Genomic DNA, 19,874 nt, shown 5'->3' on the forward strand with positions numbered 1-19,874 from the left:
GAAAAGAGAATCATGATCCGCCGCTTCCCGACCACCAACAGCCTCCCGCTGAATCCCGACCTCGAGTGTCGGGATTCAGCGGGAGACTAGAAGCGCGCTGCTAGTTTTCTTAGTTGTTGCTGCAAGGCCGTGACAGCCACCCTTTCCCGCGCCACGTTCACGGGCCTGCGCTGCAAGGAATGCGGACACCCCTACGAGGCCACGGCCCGCCACGTCTGTGAAGACGTCTGCTTTGGCCCCCTTGAGGTCGTCTACGACTACGACGCCATTCGCGCCCGGGTGAGTCGGGCTTCGATCGAGGCCGGTCCGGCGTCGATCTGGCGCTATCGCGAGTTCCTGCCGATCGCCGGCGACCCGATCGATGTGGGCACCGGCTTCACGCCGCTGGTGAAAGCCAACCGCCTGGCCCGGCGTCTGGGCCTGAAAAATCTTTACATCAAGAACGATGGGGTGAACATGCCCACCCTTTCCTTCAAGGATCGGGTGGTGTCAGTCGCCCTCACCCGCGCCCGCGAGCTGGGGTTCACCACGGTGAGCTGCGCGTCCACCGGCAACCTGGCCAACTCCACCGCCGCCATCGCCGCCCACGCCGGCCTGGAATGCTGCGTGTTCATTCCCAGCGATCTGGAGCTGGGCAAGGTGCTCGGCACCTTGATCTACAACCCCACCTTGATGGCGGTGAAGGGCAACTATGACCAGGTCAACCGGCTCTGCTCGGAGGTGGCGAACACCTACGGCTGGGGCTTCGTGAACATCAACCTGCGCCCCTACTACTCCGAAGGCTCGAAAACTCTCGGCTACGAAGTGATCGAGCAACTCGGCTGGCAACTGCCCGATCACATCGTGGCTCCCCTGGCCTCCGGTTCCCTGTTCGGCAAGATCCGCAAGGGATTCGATGAATTCATCAAAGTGGGGCTGGTCGACGAAAAGCCGGTGCGCTTCAGCGGTGCCCAGGCTGAAGGCTGCTCACCGATCGCCCAGGCGTTTGCCGAGGGCCGTGACTACATCACTCCTGTGAAACCGAACACGATCGCCAAGTCGATTGCGATCGGCAATCCCGCCGATGGCCCCTATGCCCTTGATATCGCCCGCCGCAGCAACGGCTCGATCGCCGCGGTCAGCGATGACGAGATCGTGGCCGGCATCCAGCTGCTGGCTGAAACCGAAGGGGTGTTCACCGAAACCGCCGGCGGCACCACAATCGCGGTGCTCAAGAAGCTGGTGGAGCAGGGCAAGATCGATCCCAGCGAAACCACCGTCGCCTACATCACCGGCAACGGCCTCAAGACCCTCGAAGCGATCAGCCCGGTGGTGGGAGAGCCGTACACCATCGAGCCCCAGCTGGCCAGCTTCAACGCGGCCTGGGAGCGGGCCCAGTCGTTGCAGCGAGCCAGCTGGGAGCCCATGGGCGTCTGAGCCAAAGCCGAAAGGGCGTTTCAGCCGGCACCAACCCAGCCCTTTTCAAGCCATGTCCCAACCCCCCAGCGCCCCTCCATTGGGCCGTTGTTCCTCCCCCCACCTCCCATGACCATCCAGGTTCTGATCCCCACCCCCCTGCAGAAATTCACCGCCGATCAAGCCAGTGTCGACGTGGACGCCAGCACGGTGGATGAGCTGCTCACCGCCCTCGAAAGCCACTTTCCCGGCATCCTGGCCCGCCTCACCGACGAGAACGGCAAGCTGCGCCGCTTCCTCAACGTCTATGTCAACAGCGAGGACATTCGCTTTCTCGATCACCAGGCCACGGCCCTGAGTGATGGTGATGAAGTGAGCATTGTGCCGGCGGTGGCCGGAGGCTGAATCCTGCAGGTTCAGTGGCGAATCGAATCTCCCAGGGTCAGTGGACCTGAACTGGTAACGCCAACGGTGCCCTTCCGTCCATAGGCTTGATTGCCATTGTGGCCGGACGCATGACCCAGACAGCCAGCCCCCCTACCAATACAGCCACTCCAGGCTTCACGGATGTGGAGCCAGGGGCCAAAGCCGTTCTGTTCGATTACCGCCAGGCCGCCAATCCGGTTCGCCACGGGCTGACCGAGCCGATCCCTGAAGGGCGCTGGGGCCCTGAACTGCATGCCACAGGGCCCTCAGCCATCCTGCCGCTCGACCTCAGCGACAAACTGGGCTGCCAGGGCCCTGCCACCAGCCCGGCCCTGTCGGCCAACTTCGTGCGCATCCTGGCTGGGGACACCATTGAGGTGGCCGCCAAGGCCACCAGTGCACTGTTTTATGTGTTCAGGGGTCAGGGGCATTGCCGGCGCGAGGCCAGCCGCCACGGCGCCGCCCATGACCAGGCCTGGAGCACAGGAGACCTGTTCGTGCTGCCCAGCGGTCCGGCTCCCCAGCTCGAAGCGGAGCAGGAAAGCGTTCTCTACTGGGTGCATGACGCCCCCTTGCTCTCCTTCCTTGGCGTCAGCCCCGAGGAGCCCCGCTTCGAGGCCACCCACTACCCGGGCCCCTGGATGCGCCAGGAACTGGCAGCCTTGGCCGCCGATCCCAGCAGTGCCCGCAGCAACAGGCTCAGCCTGCTGATGGCCAACGCGGATCTGCCCCGCAGTCGCACGGTGACCCACACGCTCTGGGCCATGCTCGGCCTGGTGCCGGCCGGCGCGATCCAGCCGCCCCATCGCCACCAATCGGTGGCCCTCGATCTGGTGATCGACTGCCAGCCCGGCTGCGTCACGATCTCCGGCCCTGAGCTCAATGCCGATGGCACGATCCGTGATCCGCTGAGCATGGCCTGGGAGCCCGGTGCGGCGTTTGTGACCCCACCGGGACACTGGCATTCCCACGTGAACCAGAGCGGCCACCCGGCCATGCTGCTACCGATTCAAGATGCCGGGCTGCACACCTATCTGCGCAGCCTGGATATCCGCTTCAGCAGCGGCATGCCTCAGGAGTGAGCCAGAACCCCGCCGGCGGCCTCGGACCGCCGATTCGCTGCCGCCGGCTGGGAGGCTTCAAAGCGCTCCACCAAGTGGCGGAAGGTCTCGCCATCGAGGGTTTCCTGTTCGATCAACTCCTCCACCAACTGGTCGAGCAGGTCACGGCGGGGACGCAGCAGGTTCACCGCCTGATCCAGGGCTTGCTGGGCCAACTGACGCACCTGCGAATCAATCTGCCGGCCGGTTGACTCGGCATAGCTGGGCCGGGTGTGGATCAGGTCGCGGCCGAGGAACACCTCGGAGGCATCGCCCTCCAGGGCCACTGGCCCAAGGCTGGAGAAGCCATAGCGGGTGACCATCTCCCTGCAGATCCGGGTGGCCATCTGGAAATCGCCGGAAGCCCCCTGGGTGATCTCGCTGGGGCCGAACACCACCAGTTCCGCCGCCCGTCCCCCCATCACCACCACCAGGCGGTCGCGCAGATAGGCGCGGCTGATCAGGCCGGAATCGAGGATGTCCTCGTCGGGAGTGGTGCGGGCAAAGCCGCCGACCCCTCCGGAACGGGGCAGCAGGGTCACCTTGTCCAGAGCGTCGGCCTTGGGCAGCAGGGTGGTGATCAGGGCGTGGCCCACTTCGTGGTAAGCGATCAGCCGCTTTTTGGCGCTGTCTTGAAGGGGGGCCACCGTCAGCCCCATCGTGATGCGCTCCAGAGCATCATTGAGGGCGAGATCATCGATGCTGGTTTCATGCCGGCGGGCCGTGAGGATTGCCGCTTCGTTGAGCAGGTTGGAGAGATCAGCTCCTGAAAAACCTGGCGTGCGGGCAGCCCAGGCCGCTAGCGACACGGCCTCAGACAGAGGCCGGCTGCGGGCATGGACGGCAAGGATCGCTTCGCGCCCGCGGCGATCGGGGAGATCAACGGTGATCTGGCGATCAAAACGGCCCGGCCGGGTCAGGGCGACATCGAGCACGTCTGGACGGTTGGTGGCCGCCAGCAGAATCACCCCGGAGTTCTCCTCAAAGCCATCCATCTCCGTGAGCAGCTGGTTGAGGGTCTGCTCACGCTCATCGTTGCCGCCGCCGATCCCGGCGCCGCGCTGACGGCCAACCGCATCGACCTCATCAATGAAAATGATGCAAGGGGCTTTTTCCTTGGCGCGCTTGAACAGATCGCGCACGCGGCTGGCGCCCACACCCACGAACATCTCGACGAACTCCGAAGCCGCCATCGAGAAGAAGGGCACCCCCGCCTCGCCAGCAATCGCCTTGGCCAGCAGCGTTTTGCCGGTACCTGGCGGGCCTACCAGCAGCACGCCTTTGGGGATCTTGGCGCCGATGGCGGTGAATCGCTCCGGTTGCCTCAAAAAGGTGACCACCTCCTGCAGTTCCTCCTTGGCCTCGTTGATGCCCGCCACATCCTCGAAGCGCACGCTGGCGGTGCCCTCCTCCTGAACACGGGGCTGACTGCGACCAAAACCGATCGCTTTGTTCGCCACCTGGGAGGAGCGGCGGATCAGCAAGGTGAGCCCGCCAACCAACAGCACCACCAGCAGGATGTTGATCACCAGACCTGCGGAGGCCTCCTGGTCGCGGTTATCGCTGACGCTGAGGGGAACCCTGGCCTGCTGGGCTGTTTGCAGCAACAGTGAATCGTTGGCGAACACCGGCACATCCGTGCGGGTGCCGTCGTTCAGCACCACCGCCACCTCCCGTTGGTGGGGGGATAGGTCCAGCTCCTTGACCTTGCCGTCGCGGATGAGCTGCAACAGCTCGCTGTAGGAGGGCGGCGGCGTGGTCTGCAGGCCCAGAGCCCGGAAGGGATTGGTGCGCGCTGGCTCAGGAGCCGGAGTGGGCGCGGCCTGGGCCAGGAAGGAGCCAGCCGGGACAGTGCCTGCCAGAAGAGTGCCAGGTGCGACGGACCAGAGCGGGAACACTGGAGGTGGAGTGCTCACAGGGTTCTGCATGGCCTGTCAGTTTAGCGATTTGACGAAAGGCAAGACCAGAGCGGATGATCATTGTTTGGTTGATCAATAGGGATGGCTGCTCCCAAGAAGAAAACATCGAAAGGGAAGCGCAATCAGCGTCATGCCCATTGGAAAGCCCAGGCCACCGTCGCAGCCAGGAAGGCGTTGTCGCTCGGCAAGGCGGTCTTGAGCGGACGGGCCCAGGGCTTTGTCTATCCCGTCGATGAAACCGCCGAAGACGAAGCCAGCTGAGATCGGGCCGCACAAGACAACGGGTTGGCCTGACCAGGGAATCAGGAGCCGAGCTTGAAGCCCTCAAGCACCACGGCGTAGACAATTCCGATCCGGAAGTTGTCACAGATCACCCAGCCCAGCCCTGGCTCTCCTTTGAGAAAGCGGCTGCGTAGCCTGATCACCAGCTCCACGAGCACCACCATCCCCAGCACCGCCAGGGGGCGCTGGCCGATGCGGAATAGGAAGAAAGACGTGAGATTGTTACCGGCATAGAGACCGATCAACAGCGCCAGTAGGGCCGCGCTGCCTCTGCGCCAGCTCCCCCTGAGCCAATCGAGCAGGAGTCTGCTGACTTCGGCTTGGAGGCGCTGGAAGCGGGTGGCCTGGAATGGCTGGCGGGTCATCGCTGTATCGAGGCCGCTGGCTGCTGGGAACTCTGGGGAGAACGTGCCTGCATGGACGCAGGTTAGGGGGGCATCGATGGGAAGCAACAGCGCAGAATGCGGCCATCTCCGTGGGGACCCCTTGCTCACCCGCCTGCCCCAGCAGCGCTGGCAGCTGCCAGCTCCCCTCCCGGAGATAGATGATGGAGCCGAGGCCATCGTCGCGCTGGGCCTTGAGCCCGAGATTCTGGCTGTTCTGCGCCGGCGGGGCTACGGCACGGCAGAGGCGATCGGCCATGTGCTCGAACCGGCGCCGGCCCCGGATCCCCATCAGCACTTCAGCGATCTGAGCCGGGCCGTCCAGCGGCTGTCTCAGGCCTGCGCCAAGGCCGAAGCCGTAGCGATCTGCGGTGACTACGACGCCGATGGCATGACCAGCACCGCCCTGCTGGTGGGAGTGCTGCAGCGGCTCGGGGCCAGGCCGGTGGCGGCGATCCCCAGCCGGCTCGACGATGGCTACGGCCTCAATGCCGCCATGGTCGAACGGCTGGCCGAGGAGGGCATCGCCCTGCTGGTCACCGTCGACAACGGCATTGCCGCCGTTGAGGCCCTTGAGCGGGCCCAGGCCCTGCAGGTGGAGGTGATCCTCACCGACCACCACACCCTGCCACCGCAGCATCCCCCCTACCTGGCCCTGCTGCATCCGGCCTGCACTCCTGAGGGTTCGCCCTACCGAGGTCTGGCCGGCGTCGGGCTGGCCTACGTGCTGGCCGTTGCCCTCGCCGGCAGCCTGGGCCGGAGCGACGCCACCGCCATGGCGCTCGATCTGTTCTGTATCGGCACGATCGCCGACATGGCTCCCTTGTTGGGGGTGAACCGTCGCTGGCTGCGCGACGGGCTGCCGCGCCTGCATTGCTCCGGCCTGGCGGGCCTGCAGGCGCTGCAACGCCTGGCTGGCGTGGGGGACACCCCCCTCGATGCAACGGCTGTGGCTTTTCAACTGGCGCCTCGGATCAATGCGGTGGGCCGGCTGGGGGACCCCCAGCTGGTGGTGGAGTTGCTCACCACCGCAGACGACGAACGGGCCATGGAGCTGGCCCAGGAGTGCGAAGCGCTCAACCGGCAACGCCGCGAGCTCTGTGATGCGATCGAGGCCGAAGCGGTGGCCTTGGTGGAAGCGGACGGCCCGGAGCGGACCCCGTTTCTGCTGCTGGCCCAGAGCCATTGGCACCATGGCGTGATCGGGGTGGTGGCCGCCCGGCTGGTGGAACGGTTCGGCCTGCCGGTGGCTCTGCTGGCAGGCGAGGGCAACGGACGCTTGCGCTCCTCGGTGCGGGCGCCGCGGGGCTTTGCTGTGGATCAGGCCCTGAGCCATTGCCAGGCGCTGCTGGAGCGCCATGGCGGTCACCCGGCGGCCGGTGGCTTCACCGTGCGGGCCGAGAACGTGGCGGCGTTGCATCAGGCCCTCAATGGGCTGGCAGGTGATTGGTTGAAGGGACGCAGCAGCGGTGCCCCGGTGGAGCCAGAAGCCAGGCTCTCCCTGGATCGGGTCACTCCCAATTTCTGGCGGAACCTGCAGCGGCTCGAACCGCTCGGTGCCGGCCTGGCGGTGCCGGTGTTCTGGTCTGCCGGTTGCAAGGTCATCGAACAGCGCCTGCTGCGTGGCGGCCATCTGCAACTCAACCTTGAGCAAGGGGAGTGCCGTCAGCGGGCGATTGCCTGGCGTTGGCAGGGTGAAGGTCCCGTTCCCATCCAGGTGGATGTGGCCTTCCGCTTGCGCATCAATCGCTGGCAGGGCGAGGAACGCCTGCAACTCGAACTGGTGGGCCTGCGCCCCAGTGGCGGCGGAGAAGTGGTGTTGCAACGGCGCGAACGCACCTACTGGTGCCGCCGCGATGGGGACGACCTGTTGATCCGCAATGAGGCCGGGGAGGAATTGCGCTCGCCAGCTTCAGCAGCAGCCAGCAGCAAGACCCACCCCTATTTGCAGGGACTGTTCAACGAGGCGGCTCTGGCACTCGGCTTGGCAGCCTGACGCTCAGAGCGCGCCGCGCCGATAGAAGAGAATGAAGATCACGGCTGGCCCTGCCAGGGTGATCAACGCCAGGGCCATGAAGTTGGCAATGAGATGGATGTCGATACCCATGAATCCCTGGCCCGCTACGAAGACGTTCTGTGGCTCAGGTTACGGGAGAACGGAGCCCTGCAAACGGATCGGACCGTGCCACTGTGACCGCTTGTCACAGCAACCGGGGTGGAGTTGATGGGCTGCGGAAGCCACTGGAGCTGCATCGGCGGGTGTGGCGCCTGCTGCCGGCTGGATCCGGAGCGGCGGAGCGAGGCCCTCGAAGCCCTGAGCCCGATGCAGCGCAGCCAGTACCTGGACATGGTGGGCGCCGATGGTTGGTGCCGCCACTACGACACCGGTGGACGCGCTTGCCGCATCTACGCAGACCGTCCTGATTTTTGCCGGGTTAGCAACCTTCCTGCCCTGTTCGGGGTGCCGAGCGAGCAGAGCGACGCCTTCGCGATTGCCTGTTGCCGCCAGCAGATCCGCGAGGAGTACGGCGGACGCAGCTCGGTGCTGCGGCGCTTTGAGCGGGGCACGCGTCAGCCATGAGCAACAGCCCTGAGCCCGATGACACACCGGCTGAGGCGAAGCCAGCGGACACAACCGTGTGGGCGCTTATCTTCACCACCTTCACCACGGTGTTCCTCGCCGAGCTGGGCGACAAGACCCAACTGGCCGCCCTGTTGCTGGCCGCTGAATCCGGCCGGCCCCTGCTGGTTTTCGCCGGGGCTGCCCTCGCCTTGATCTGCTCCAGCCTGGTGGGCGTGCTGTTGGGGCGCTGGTTGGCCTCCGTGCTGCCGCCCCAGCGGCTGGAGCGGATTTCCGGACTGCTGATGGTGTCCCTCGGCCTCTGGCTGGGCTCCCAGGCCAGCCTCGGACTGCTCAGCCCGTAACTCCGAAACCTTGATTCGATGCAACTTCCGCTCCTGGCCTCCACCTTTCTGACTGTGTTTCTCGCCGAGCTGGGTGACAAGACCCAGCTGACGATCGTGACGATCAGCGGCACCACCAGCAATCCGATCGCGGTGTTTGTCGGCAGCTCGGGGGCCTTGGTGCTCGCCAGCTTGCTGGGTGCCTACGCCGGGGGTTCCCTTTCCACTTTGATTCCTGCCGATGCCCTCCAACTCGCCGCTTCGCTCGGCTTCCTTTTGATCGGCACCCGGCTGATCATTCGAGCCGGAACAGAAGATTCGTAGAGTGTGGCTTCATAACAACCGCTTTCCTGGGCATCGCTGCGCGCCCAGGGCTTCCAAGCCTTGCCTGCTTTCCTTTGACTCTCCCCCCGATGAAGTTCACGGTCGCCGGTCTGCTCGACCAGCTCCCTGCCTCCGACGCCCTGCCACTCGCCAAGTTGGAGAAGGCTCTCGGTCTGAGCCAGAAGACCGACAAGGCGATGCTGCGGATCGCGCTTGAGGGCTTGGGCCGCGTTGGGCTTCTTGAGGAAGGCGAAGCCGGCGTGCAGCGTTGCCACGACGAGAGCCTGATCGAGGCGCGCCTGCGCTGCTCCAGCAAGGGCTTCTGTTTCGCCCTGCGCGAAGACGGCAACGAAGACATCTATATCCGCGACCACCAGCTCAACCACGCCTGGAACGGTGACCGGGTGCTGGTGCGCATCACCCGTGAAGGCGGCCGCCGCCGATCCCCAGAGGGTGGGGTGCAATGCATCCTTGAACGCGCCACCACCAACCTGCTGGCCCAGGTGGAACGGCATGAGGATCGCCTCGTCGCCGTGCCGCTCGACGACCGACTGCTCACCAGCGTGGCGCTTCCAGCCAGCGATGACACCTACCTCGATCCTGACAAGCAGTCGGTGGTGGAGGTGCTGCTGGACCGTTACCCCGTGGCCCAGTTTCCCGCCCAGGGTCACGTCGCCCGGCTGCTGCCGATCAATGGCGGTGAGGAGGCCGACCTCGATCTGCTGCTCACCAAACACGGTCTGCGCAACCCTGTCGCTCCACCGCGCAGCACCCTGCGCAACCCGAACCCCAAGGGCCGCCTCGACCTCACCGCACTTCCCACCTTTTTGCTGAACGGCTGGAGCGGTGGCGAGGCGCCAATCTTGCCGGCGGTGTCACTCGAAGAGGTGTCACTCGAAGAAGGGGAAACGGGCGTCACCCTCTGGGTCCACTCCCCGGCCGTGGCTGAGCGGCTGACCGCTGGCGGCAGTCTTGACCTCTGGTTGCGTGAGCGGGCCGAGGCCCTCTGCCTGGGCAGGCGCTGGATTCCGCTGCTCAACCCTGCCCTGAGCAAGGCGGCCGGCTTTGTCACAGGCCAGGAGGCTGCCGCCGTTTCAGTCGGCCTGCAATTCAATGCTGAGGGGCAGCTGGAGCACTATCGCTTTGCCCTCACCACGATCAAGACCGACGCCAGCATCGATGCCGCCTGCCTGCAGGCCCTCGCCGAGCGGAAACCCAAGGCACGCACCGTACCGGCAGCGCTGAAATCCCTCAAGGATCTGCTGCCGGTGCTTGAAAAATTGCTGGAACTGGCGGCTGTGCTGCGCCAGCGCCGGCTGGCCAATGGATCGATCGATCTCGATCTTCCCCTGCCTGACCTCGAATCCCTCGGTGACCTGCCTCTGCCAGAGCCGGGCGAAAGCCGCCAGGGCTGGCTTGTGGCGTTACCGCCACAGCATCCCTTCGCCCTGCTGAGGGAACTGGTGCTACCGGCCGGTCAGGCCCTGGGCAAGCACCTGGCAGCCCTTGATCTGCCTGGAATCTTTGCCGTCAATCCGGGGGCGGATCCGGCCCAGGTCAACGAGGTGGCCAAGGCCGCCCTTGCCTTGGAGATTCCCCTGGAGCTGGCCGATGACGGCAACGCCCCGGTGGCTTCTGAGCTGGCTGCCGCCTTCGCCGCCACCGACCGCAGCCGGGTGCTGCAGCGCCAACTCAGTGAGGTGCTGCCCGAAGTGCAGTTCAGCCCGAGCCCTGGATCCCACAGCCTGGCGGGCGAGACAGAAGCCTTTGCTCCTTGGTGCCTGCCATCGCTGCACTACGCCGATCTCTGGAATCAGCATGTGCTGGTGCTGCTGCTCACCGAGGGCAAGGATCGGCCCAGCGTGCGCCACAAGGTCAGGGTCGACCTGGCTTCTGATGTTTGCCACGGCACCATCGACTGGCCCCTGCTGCCCCCCAGTCAGCGCACCGAACTGGAGCAATCCCGCAGCACCTCCTTGATCCAGCGCCTCAACAATCGCGCCCGCTTCGTACTTGAGCTCAAGACCGATCTGGTAGTGATGGCGCAGGCCCGCGCCGCCGAACCAATGGTCGGTCAGACCATTTCCGGTGTGATCAGCGGTGTTCAGAGTTACGGCTTCTTCGTCGAAATTCCGCCATCACGGGTGGAGGGCTTGGTGCATGTCAGCTCGCTCAAGGACGACTGGTACGAGTACCGCTCCCGCCAAAACCGGCTGGTCGGTCGCAAGAACCGCCGCACCTACAGGCTCGGAGATGTGGTGGACGTGGAGATTCAGAAGGTGGATGTGCTGCGCCATCAGATCGATCTGATCGTCGTCGAAACCGAGGGAGACCCAGACGGCGAAGCCGTCAGCCAGGCGAACGATCAGGAAGCAGCCACCGGGGAGGACTGAGCCGTGGCGCCGGTGGTGTTGGCCGTCTCGGGCGCTTCGGCCATGCCCCTGGCGGAACGGAGCCTTCAGCTCTTGCTTGAAGCTGGCGAGGAGGTTGAACTGATCGCCAGCCGTGGCGCCATCGGCGTCTGGCTGGCCGAACAGGGTGTGCGCATTCCCTCTGAACCTGAGCTGCAGACGCTGTTCTGGCGCGAGCGCACCGGTGTGAGCTCCGGTCAGTTGCGCTGCCACCGCTGGAATGATCAGGCCGCTGCGATCGCCAGCGGCAGCTTTCCCACCCGGGGCATGGTGATCTTGCCGGCGAGCATGGGAACAGTCGGTCGGATTGCCAGCGGTGTGGCCACCGACTTAGTCGAGAGGGTGGCCGATGTCCACCTCAAGGAAGGCCGGCCGCTGGTGATTGCGCCGCGAGAGATGCCGTGGAACCTGATTCATCTGCGCAATCTGACCGCCCTGGCTGAAGCGGGGGCCCGGATCGCCCCACCGATTCCCGCCTGGTATCACCGCCCCACCACCCTTGAAGAGATGGTGGATTTTCTGGTCATCCGGGTGTTCGATTCTTTGGGTTATGAGCTTGGGGCGCTGAAGCGCTGGGAAGGACCGGTCGACCTCGCGCCCACCGCCAGAACCACGGCCTGAATCACGGCGGAAACTCTTCCTGAATCACTGCTGAACCGCTCAATCACCTGCCCGTTTGCTGGCGCCGGACCCCGTGCTCTCCCGTCTTCTGCTTCTGCCCCTGCTCGCTCCCCTGCTGGCGGTCCTGCTGGTCGCGGCGATCAACCCCCGGCCGACGACTTCGCTGCGGCTGTTGATCTGGAGCTTGCCGGCCTTGCCGCTGGGTGCCTGGATCGGTCTGGCTGGCGCTGGCGGTGCAGCCCTCAGTGCCGGCTTCACCGCCCTGGCCCTGAAGCAGGGCGCGATTCCAGCGCCAGCGAACCCCAGGCAAGAGCCAGCACAGGCGCAACGGCGAAGCAGCCGTCGCAACGACGAGGATCCAGGTCGCCAGAAACCGGAGAGAGCCAGCCGCAGCCAGCCGTTCACGCCGCCGGCCTGGTCTGGCCCCGAGCGGGCCCCCCAGGATCCGCTGCCCACCGTCTCTGTCCCCTTTCGGGTGATTCGGCGGGGCCCAGCGACAGTTGCTGGGCCAGTGGAGCAGGCGCGGGCCACCGCCATGACGCCTGAAGAGGGCTGGGACGCTCCCTTGGCGGAGGATTGGTGAGACGCCCCTAAAGTTGCGCGAAGGTTCCCTATCGAGGTCTGTGCCCGTGAGCGATTCAGCCAGCCCCGCCCCCAAGACTGAAGCCAAAGCCAAGCCGGCAGCGGCGGCAGTCAAAGCCAAGCCGCCCGCTCCGGAAGACAAGCCATTTGCGGAGTTCATCCCCCAGCTCTTCCTGCCGGCCCTGACCAAGGAGATCAAGTCCTATGGAGGTCCGGATGTGGAGCTGAGCTTCCTGGAAGCCCCCATGCCGGTGGTGGGCTTTTCCTGTTGGCAGGTGCTCGGCGTTCTCCCGGGTGGCCGGCGCTTCTGGCTGTGCTTCACCGCCGCCCAGATCGGCTCCGCCAAGACCATCGCCCTGGCCGAATCAGGCAGTGAACCCAGCCTGCTGGAGCCCTTCTTGATTGATGAGCGCAAGACCACCCTGGCCCTGCTGCTCTCCCGGGTGGTCTCCCGGCTCAATGGCCAGAAATGGCTCGGCCCGAACTGAGCAACCACGCAGATCGCTGCCGCTCTTCACATCGCGGCATCCAGGCGCTGAAGCCTCCTACGATGGGGGCACCATTTTGCTGAAGCGCACGCATGGTGCCTCCGATCGCCGCCCCCAGCGCCCCTGCCGGCTCGCAGGCCCAGGCGTTCAAAGAACCCGTCAAGGACACAATCCTGACGCCGCGGTTCTACACCACCGATTTCGACGCCATGGCGGCGATGGATCTGCGGCCCAACGAGGTGGAGCTCGAAGCCATCTGCGAAGAGTTCCGCAAGGATTACAACCGCCATCACTTCGTTCGCAACGCCGAATTCGATGGCGCCGCCGACAAGCTCGATCCCGCAACCCGCAAGGTGTTTGTGGAGTTCCTGGAGCAGAGCTGCACGTCGGAATTCTCCGGTTTCCTGCTCTACAAGGAACTCAGCCGCCGCATCAAAGAGAAAAACCCCTTGTTGGCGGAATGCTTTGCGCACATGGCCCGCGATGAAGCGCGCCACGCCGGCTTCCTCAACAAGTCGATGGGTGATTTCGGTCTGCAGCTCGACCTGGGCTTCCTGACCGCCAATAAGGCGTACACCTTCTTCCAGCCGAAGTTCATCTTCTACGCCACCTACCTCTCTGAGAAGATCGGCTACTGGCGCTACATCGCCATCTATCGCCACCTGCAGCAGCATCCAGAGAGCAAGATTTTCCCGATCTTCAACTTCTTCGAGAACTGGTGCCAGGACGAAAATCGCCACGGCGACTTCTTCGATGCCCTGATGAAAGCCCAGCCAGACACCGTGCGCGGTCTTCAGGCCCGTTTGTGGTGCCGCTTCTTCCTACTGGCCGTGTTCGCCACCATGTATGTGCGCGACGTGGCCCGCAAGGAGTTCTACGAGGCCCTCGGCCTAGATGCCCGCAGCTACGACAAGATGGTGATCGAGAAAACCAACGAAACCTCCGCCAAGGTGTTTCCCGTGGTGCTCAATGTCGCCCACCCCAAGTTCTACGAGCGGCTTGAGCGGATCGTCACCAACAACAGCGCCCTGAGCGCTGCTGATCAGTCCGGTGGCTTCGCCCCGATCCGCATCCTGCGCAAACTGCCCTTCTGGGCGGCCAATGGCCTGGAGATGGCCAAGCTCTTCTTGATGGCTCCGATCCGCAGCGAAGACTTCCAACCTGCGGTGCGCTGAACCCAAGGTTTCGCGTCAAAGGTTTCGCATCAAAGGCCCCACAACACGTTCCACCACCCCACCCAAACCTCTTGGTTGCTTCCCCTCCCCTGGCCCTGGTTCAGCTCGATCCCTTCGACCTGAGCTGGCGATCGAGGCTGGAGCTGGTGCTGGCCTCAGGCCGCGCCGCCGGAGCCAGCCTGGTGGAAGTGTTTCTCGAGAGCACCGACCACATCGGTCTGCTGGCCGAGCAGGACAGCATCACCAATGTCAGCCCGGCGTTTGGCAAGGGCGCTGGCATCCGGGTGTTCCGCGAGGAGCGCGATGGCTTCGTCTCCACCAACGACCTCAGCGAGCGCGGGCTGATGGCGGCCCTGGAGCAGGCCCTCGGCATGCTTGGCCTGGAGCGCGGCAGCAGCGACTCCAGCCGCTTCGACGGCCTCTCAGGCCTGCGCGATTACGGCCAGAGCAAACAGGCCTGGTTGGATCATTGCCCCGGCTTGGGCGAGGCCACCAGCCGGCTTCTGGAGGGCACCGCCCTGCTCGAGCGCCACGGCCAGCACCTGCAGGCCCGCCGCGGCAGCTATGCCCGCGACTGGCAGGAGGTGATGGTGGCCGCCAGTGATGGCACCTTCGCCCGCGACATCCGGCTGCACCAGTCGGTGGGGCTCAATGCCCTGGCCGCCGATGGGGAGCACCGGGCCAGCCAGGGGCGGCGCTATGGCAGCAGCGATCGCCCCGATGACCTGCGCCAGTGGGACCCAGACGCTTCGGCCGCAGAGATCTGCGCCAGCGCCCAGGCCATGCTCCGCGCCGATTACGTCGAAGCCGGCAGCTACCCGGTGGTGCTGGCCAACCGCTTCGGCGGTGTGATCTTCCACGAAGCCTGCGGCCACCTGCTCGAAACCACCCAGGTGGAGCGGGGCACCACCCCCTTCGCTGAGCAGGTGGGCAGCCCGATCGCCCATGCGGCGGTCACGGCGATCGATGAGGGCCTCAGCAGCGGCGCCTTCGGCAGCCTTTCGATGGACGACGAAGGCATGGAGCCTGAGCGCACCGTGCTGATCGAGAACGGCGTGCTCAAGCGCTTTCTCTCCGACCGGGCCGGCGAACTGCGCACTGGGCACGCCCGCACCGGCAGCGGCCGACGCCAGAGCCATTCCTTCGCCGCCGCCAGCCGCATGCGCAACACCTTCATCGCCGCTGGCCCCCACAGCCCCGCTGACCTGATCGCCTCGATCGAGACCGGGCTGTATTGCAAGTCGATGGGTGGCGGCAGCGTCGGCCCCACCGGCCAGTTCAATTTTGCCGTCGAGGAGGGCTACCTGATCGAGAACGGAGAACTGGGAAAGCCGGTGAAGGGAGCCACCCTGATCGGTGAAGCCAAGGAGGTGATGCCACGCATCTCGATGTGTGCCAACGATCTGGAACTGGCCGCTGGCTTTTGTGGCTCGGTGAGCGGCAGCATCTTCGTGACGGTCGGCCAGCCCCACATCAAGGTCGACAGCATCACGGTGGGGGGGCGATGAGCATGGGCACCTCACTGAGCGCCACGACCCCAGCCGCTGCCAAGGCTCCTGGCCTCGATGCCGTCCAACTGGGCCAACAACTGGAACGCCTCGCCGGCGATCTGGGCATCGAGCGATGGGATCTCGGGGCCGCCTGCAGCACCGACACGTCCGTGCAGGTCGACCGGGGTGAAGCCAAGCAGCTCAAGGGCGCCCAACGCAGCTCGATCACCGTGCGGGTCTGGAACGGCGATGGCCTGGTGGGCATCACCAGCACCTCCGATCTCTCCAAGGCGGGCCTGGCGCGCGCCCTCGCCGGCGCCAAGGAAGCCAGCGCCTATGGCAACGCCAACGACACACCGGCCTTTTCACCCCTGGCGGGCGCTCCCCTGGAGCCCCTCGATCAACCGATCCAAGACCCCCAGGCCATTCTCAGCCTGCTGACCACGCTCAAAGAGGCCGAGCGCGACCTGCTTGGTCGCCACGCAGCGATCACGACAGTTCCGTACAACGGCCTGGCCCAGCGCGCCAGCGAGCGGATCTACCTCAACAGCGCCGGCGCCTGCCGCCAACAGCAACTCAGCACCGCCAGCCTCTACCTCTACGCCAGGGCCGAGGAAGCCGGCCGCAAGCCACGCAGCAGCGGTGCCGTGCGCCTGGCCTATGGCGCCAGCGAACTCGACATCGCCGGCTGCATTGATGAAGCCGCAGAGCTCACCATCTCCCACCTCGACTACGCCCCGATTGCCACGGGTTACTACACCTGTGTGTTCAGCCCCGAAGCGTTTCTCGACCTGGTCGGTGCCTTCAGCAATCTGTTCAACGCCCGGGCCGTGCTGGATGGCGTCAGCCTCAGCCATCGGGAGTCGCTGGGCGACAGCTTGGCCGTTCCCTTCCTCTCCATCCATGACAACGGCCTGCACCCGGGCAACATCGGTGCCTCCAGCTTTGATGGCGAAGGCACGCCGGTGAGCCGCCTGGGTCTGATCGAAGATGGCGTTCTCAGCCACTTCATGCACTCGGAGGCCACCGCCCGTGCCTTCGGCGTCGCCCCCACCGGCCATGCCGGCCTGGGGGCCAAGGTGTCGGTGGGTGCGAACTGGTTTGAAGTCGGCTCCGGCAGCAGCGCTGGCGGCGCCCAGGGGCTGGATCGTCACAGCGCCGACGGCGTGGTCTGGATTGATTCCCTCTCAGCGCTGCATGCCGGCGTCAAAGCCAGCCAGGGTTCGTTTTCGCTGCCCTTTGATGGCTGGTTGATCCAGGGCGGTGAAACCCGCTCGATCGAGGCGGCCACCGTGGCCGGCGACATCCGCCAGGTGCTCAAGGCTTTGGTGGGCTTTGAAGGAGAGGCCAAGGTCACCCCCGATGGCCTCTGCCCTCACGTGTGGGTGGAAGGCTTGTCGATCACCGGCGACGCCTGATCCGATGCGCCTGGTCGCCAGCCTCTCGGCTGCGGGGAAGAAGAAAGCGTCTTGAGGATCTTGTTCTGGGGCACCCCCGCTTACGCGGTGCCCAGCCTCGATGCCCTGGTGGCCGCCGGCCACGAACTGGTGGCTGTAGTGAGCCAGCCCGACCGCCGCCGGGGGCGAGGCTCCGCCTTTCTTCCATCAGCTGTCAAAGCACGCGCCCTGGAGCTCGGCCTGCCGGTGTTCACCCCCCAGCGCATCCGCAGGGAGGCAGAGCTGCAGGTTCAACTGGCTGCCCTTGGCGCCGATATCTCCGTGGTGGTGGCCTTCGGCCAGATTCTGCCTCCAGCCGTGCTCAACGAGCCGCCCCTGGGCTGCTGGAACGGCCACGGCTCGCTGCTGCCGCGCTGGCGCGGGGCCGCGCCGATTCAGTGGAGCCTGCTGGAAGGCGACGCCGAAACAGGCGTTGGCATCATGGCCATGGAAGAGGGCTTAGACACCGGGCCGGTGTTACTGGAGAAGCGGCTGACGATCGGCCTGCTCGAGAACGCCCAGCAACTGGCACTTCGCCTCAGCAAGCTCACCGCCGAGCTGCTGGTTGCGGCCATGCCCTTGATCGAGAAGGCAGGAGCTGGCCCGGAAGCCGAACGGCTGGCGCGGCTTGAGGTGCGGCCCCAGCCCAGCGCCAACGAGTGCTATGCCCGCCTGCTGGCCAAGAAGGATTTCCGCATCAACTGGAGCGCCTCAGCCCTGACACTCCATCGCCAGGTGATGGGGCTGTATCCCGGAGCGCACAGCATCTGGGGGGAGAAGCGGCTGAAGCTGCTGGTCAGCGAGCCCCTGGTGGCCAGGCTGGTGGACCAACTCAGCAGCCAGGCCGCCCAGCTGGCTCAGGCCTGGAACAACCGGGACTCCAGCTCGCGCCCGACTGAGCAACCCGGCACGGTGCTGGAGGTGGTGCCATCCCTGGGACTGGTGGTCTCCACCGGCGGCTGCCCGCTGTTGATTCGCGAAGCCCAGCTAGAAGGAAAGGCCCCCGCCCGAGGCCAGGCCCTACTCCAACAGCTGGGGGCCAAGGCGGGAGATCGGCTGTAAATCTGCGGCACAACTGGCTATTCTCACCGCCACAAACAACCCACGCGGCTGCCGACCGATCCATGGCCATCCAACTCCCCAAGCAGGCACGCAAGGAGGCCGTGGCTTCGATTATCAATTACTTCCACGACTCCAGGGAAGAAGAGATCGGAACCATTGCTGCCGGGGGGCTGCTGGAGCTGTTCTTGACTGAAATCGCCCCGAGCATCTATAACAAAGCCGTGTCAGACGTTCTGGGCAGAATCAGAAATCACATCGCCGAACTAGACATTGACCTGAACGAAGAAGAATTTCCCGCATCGGCAAGCAGGCAGGGGCGTGCTGATCTCTAACCTTTACCCAGCAGAGTCCAAGCAATGGGCATAAAATCAAAAGAACCATTCCTTAGTGGAATTGCCCTGCTGCTTTTAAGCAGCGCATTGGTGGCCTGTGCTGGATCGTCTCCGAGCAACACCACGCCGTCTGCAGCCGAGCAGAAATCTCCACTGCTTGTGCCTCTCGATCAGGCCAGGGAAGCCGCCAAAGAACTGGAAGCCAAACAACTCGAACGGCAGAATGCTGCAGTTGAAGCGGTCCAATGAAGAGATACAGCGGGATTCCTGAAAAACAAAACCAAGGCACTCGCGCACAATGCAGGTGCTTCCCCGAAACACAGGGCTGATTGAAAGTCTGTCACAAGCGAGCTTGGCGTTGCTGCGAGCATTGGGTTTGGTCGGCGGGAATGGATCCCTTCTTTGCCAGAACCCTCTCCTGCTAATGCCTCTGCCGACCTGATCAGCTTTCTGCAGGCGATCCCAGAGGGACGGATGCGTCGTGGGGTGCGCTTCCCCCAGTGGTTTCTGCTCCTGGTGGCGGTCCTCGGGATCTTGAGTGGCTGCCAGAGCCTGCGGGATCTGGAGCGCTTTGCCCTCCGCCATCACGCTGCGCTGAACCAGGCGTTGGGTCTTGAGCTCAGGCGGCCACCCACTGATTCCACCTTCCGCTATCTGTTCCTGCAGGTTGATGTGGCCGAGATCTGCCGGCAGCTGCAGGGGTGGATGCTCGCCCAGATCCCAGGTGGTGCGATGGGTCTTGATCAGCTCGTGTGCGACGGCAAGACACTCCGCGGCTCGATTGTCCAGACCGACGGTGGCGGCGGTGCGTTCATTTCTCAGGTGACGCTCTACTCCAAGACCCTGGGTGTGGCCATTGCCCAGGCCACCTACGACACCCGTGAATCTCACGAGCGTGCCGTACTGCGGGAGCTGTTGGCCACGATGGATCTCGACGGCGTCTTGATCCAGGCCGACGCGCTTCATACCCAGAAACCGTTTTTCGGCAGCTCACGGAGCAGGGGGCCGACTTCCTCCTCACAGTGAAAGCAAACCAAAGGACCCTGCATCGCCAGATCGGCGAGCAGTTCCTCTACTCCCGCAAGATCCCTCTCACAGCAATGGTTTCTGAACGCAGCCATGGACGCGACACCACCTGGATACTCAGGGCCAAACAGGCTCCTGACTTCATCAACGAGGCCTGGCCCGGCAGTAGCTGGATTGTTGAACTTGTCGTCAGTGGCAAGCGTCATGGCAAGCCCTCCCTCCAGCGGCACCTTTTTCTCACCAGCCTGCGCACCACGCCAAAAGCCCTGCTGCAACTGGTGAGGGACCGCTGGTGCATTGAAAGCTGGCACTGGATCCGCGATACCCAGCTCCATGAAGATGAACACCGTTATGGCGGCCCCGGCGCTGCCGTGCTGGCCACGCTGAGGACCCTGGCCCTCAACCTGCTCGGGCTGCACGGCCACTACTCGGTGAGAGCTGGGCTGGCTGAGGTGGCCCACGACATCGCCAAGCTGCTCACAATGGCTGGGATCAGGCCAGGATGGGCGACTTGATCA

The 19,874-nt window shown here is 64.9% G+C and carries 21 protein-coding genes and 1 pseudogene; 19 read left to right on the plus strand and 3 right to left on the minus strand.

What is annotated here, in order from left to right; all coding sequences use genetic code 11:
• Positions 1-129: 129 nt before the first annotated feature.
• The 3 genes from thrC to BM449_RS01940 all read left to right on the plus strand — a co-directional run bounded on the left by thrC (position 130) and on the right by BM449_RS01940 (position 2,903).
• Positions 130-1,416 (plus strand): threonine synthase, encoded by a 1,287-nt coding sequence (thrC, locus tag BM449_RS01930; RefSeq protein ID WP_071799847.1) that lies wholly within the window; start codon positions 130-132, stop codon positions 1,414-1,416.
• A gap of 108 nt (positions 1,417-1,524) precedes the next feature.
• Positions 1,525-1,800: a MoaD/ThiS family protein gene (locus BM449_RS01935; protein WP_071799848.1), complete on the plus strand. Its 276-nt coding sequence runs from the start codon at positions 1,525-1,527 to the stop codon at positions 1,798-1,800.
• Between the two features lie 110 nt (positions 1,801-1,910).
• The gene (locus BM449_RS01940) at positions 1,911-2,903 is read left to right on the plus strand and encodes a cupin (protein WP_233830965.1); all 993 of its coding nucleotides are present in this window, start codon (positions 1,911-1,913) and stop codon (positions 2,901-2,903) included.
• Here the strand turns inward: BM449_RS01940 and ftsH are convergent.
• Positions 2,894-4,849, minus strand: a complete 1,956-nt coding sequence (gene ftsH / locus BM449_RS01945) for an ATP-dependent zinc metalloprotease FtsH (RefSeq protein ID WP_083544338.1) — start codon at positions 4,847-4,849, stop codon at positions 2,894-2,896. The two genes, BM449_RS01940 and ftsH, sit on opposite strands and share 10 nt — an antisense overlap.
• A gap of 72 nt (positions 4,850-4,921) precedes the next feature.
• On the opposite strand from ftsH, the gene rpmF reads away from it, so the two are divergent.
• Positions 4,922-5,101: a 50S ribosomal protein L32 gene (gene rpmF / locus BM449_RS01950; RefSeq protein ID WP_071799849.1), complete on the plus strand. Its 180-nt coding sequence runs from the start codon at positions 4,922-4,924 to the stop codon at positions 5,099-5,101.
• 41 nt (positions 5,102-5,142) lie between these two features.
• Here the strand turns inward: rpmF and BM449_RS01955 are convergent, their stop codons facing one another.
• Positions 5,143-5,487, minus strand: a complete 345-nt coding sequence (locus BM449_RS01955) for a DUF565 domain-containing protein (protein WP_071799850.1) — start codon at positions 5,485-5,487, stop codon at positions 5,143-5,145.
• 76 nt (positions 5,488-5,563) lie between these two features.
• Between BM449_RS01955 and recJ the strand changes: the two genes are divergently transcribed.
• On the plus strand, positions 5,564-7,501 hold the full coding sequence (gene recJ / locus BM449_RS01960; RefSeq protein ID WP_083544339.1) for a single-stranded-DNA-specific exonuclease RecJ: 1,938 nt from the start codon (positions 5,564-5,566) through the stop codon (positions 7,499-7,501).
• A gap of 3 nt (positions 7,502-7,504) precedes the next feature.
• Here recJ and BM449_RS01965 read toward each other — a convergent pair whose 3' ends face one another.
• Positions 7,505-7,612: a photosystem II reaction center protein Ycf12 gene (locus tag BM449_RS01965; protein WP_071799851.1), complete on the minus strand. Its 108-nt coding sequence runs from the start codon at positions 7,610-7,612 to the stop codon at positions 7,505-7,507.
• A 117-nt stretch (positions 7,613-7,729) separates the two neighbouring features.
• Between BM449_RS01965 and BM449_RS01970 the strand changes: the two genes are divergently transcribed.
• The 14 genes and pseudogenes from BM449_RS01970 to BM449_RS15285 all read left to right on the plus strand — a co-directional run bounded on the left by BM449_RS01970 (position 7,730) and on the right by BM449_RS15285 (position 19,871).
• On the plus strand, positions 7,730-8,086 hold the full coding sequence (locus BM449_RS01970) for a YkgJ family cysteine cluster protein (protein WP_071801863.1): 357 nt from the start codon (positions 7,730-7,732) through the stop codon (positions 8,084-8,086).
• The gene (locus tag BM449_RS01975; protein ID WP_071799852.1) at positions 8,083-8,430 is read left to right on the plus strand and encodes a TMEM165/GDT1 family protein; all 348 of its coding nucleotides are present in this window, start codon (positions 8,083-8,085) and stop codon (positions 8,428-8,430) included. The genes BM449_RS01970 and BM449_RS01975 overlap by 4 nt, the downstream gene beginning before the upstream one ends.
• A gap of 18 nt (positions 8,431-8,448) precedes the next feature.
• Positions 8,449-8,733, plus strand: a complete 285-nt coding sequence (locus BM449_RS01980) for a TMEM165/GDT1 family protein (RefSeq protein WP_071799853.1) — start codon at positions 8,449-8,451, stop codon at positions 8,731-8,733.
• A gap of 89 nt (positions 8,734-8,822) precedes the next feature.
• Positions 8,823-11,126, plus strand: coding sequence for an RNB domain-containing ribonuclease (locus BM449_RS01985; protein ID WP_071799854.1), 2,304 nt, complete (start codon positions 8,823-8,825; stop codon positions 11,124-11,126).
• A 3-nt stretch (positions 11,127-11,129) separates the two neighbouring features.
• A complete protein-coding gene (locus tag BM449_RS01990; RefSeq protein WP_071799855.1) occupies positions 11,130-11,765 on the plus strand; it encodes a flavin prenyltransferase UbiX in 636 nt (211 codons plus the stop codon).
• Between the two features lie 73 nt (positions 11,766-11,838).
• Complete coding sequence (locus BM449_RS01995) at positions 11,839-12,348, plus strand: hypothetical protein (protein WP_071801864.1); 510 nt, start codon at positions 11,839-11,841, stop codon at positions 12,346-12,348.
• 46 nt (positions 12,349-12,394) lie between these two features.
• Entirely contained in the window at positions 12,395-12,835 is a 441-nt protein-coding gene (locus tag BM449_RS02000) for a DUF2996 domain-containing protein (RefSeq protein WP_071799857.1), read from the plus strand.
• Positions 12,836-12,927: 92 nt separating this feature from the next.
• Positions 12,928-14,010, plus strand: coding sequence for a magnesium-protoporphyrin IX monomethyl ester (oxidative) cyclase (acsF, locus tag BM449_RS02005; protein ID WP_071799859.1), 1,083 nt, complete (start codon positions 12,928-12,930; stop codon positions 14,008-14,010).
• Between the two features lie 71 nt (positions 14,011-14,081).
• Positions 14,082-15,518 carry a TldD/PmbA family protein gene (locus BM449_RS02010; RefSeq protein WP_186437648.1) on the plus strand — a complete coding sequence of 479 codons (1,437 nt, stop codon included), beginning with the start codon at positions 14,082-14,084 and terminating at the stop codon, positions 15,516-15,518.
• Entirely contained in the window at positions 15,515-16,918 is a 1,404-nt protein-coding gene (locus BM449_RS02015; RefSeq protein ID WP_233830968.1) for a TldD/PmbA family protein, read from the plus strand. The genes BM449_RS02010 and BM449_RS02015 overlap by 4 nt, the downstream gene beginning before the upstream one ends.
• A 51-nt stretch (positions 16,919-16,969) precedes the next feature.
• Positions 16,970-17,998 carry a methionyl-tRNA formyltransferase gene (gene fmt / locus BM449_RS02020; protein WP_071799863.1) on the plus strand — a complete coding sequence of 343 codons (1,029 nt, stop codon included), beginning with the start codon at positions 16,970-16,972 and terminating at the stop codon, positions 17,996-17,998.
• Between the two features lie 62 nt (positions 17,999-18,060).
• On the plus strand, positions 18,061-18,330 hold the full coding sequence (locus BM449_RS02025) for a DUF2164 domain-containing protein (RefSeq protein ID WP_071799865.1): 270 nt from the start codon (positions 18,061-18,063) through the stop codon (positions 18,328-18,330).
• A gap of 24 nt (positions 18,331-18,354) precedes the next feature.
• Positions 18,355-18,579: a hypothetical protein gene (locus tag BM449_RS14890; RefSeq protein WP_145537052.1), complete on the plus strand. Its 225-nt coding sequence runs from the start codon at positions 18,355-18,357 to the stop codon at positions 18,577-18,579.
• Positions 18,580-18,732: 153 nt separating this feature from the next.
• A pseudogene (locus BM449_RS15285) lies at positions 18,733-19,871 on the plus strand (ISAs1 family transposase).
• Positions 19,872-19,874 lie beyond the last annotated feature (3 nt).

This window comes from Synechococcus sp. SynAce01 (assembly GCF_001885215.1).
Lineage (GTDB): Bacteria > Cyanobacteriota > Cyanobacteriia > PCC-6307 > Cyanobiaceae > Regnicoccus > Regnicoccus frigidus.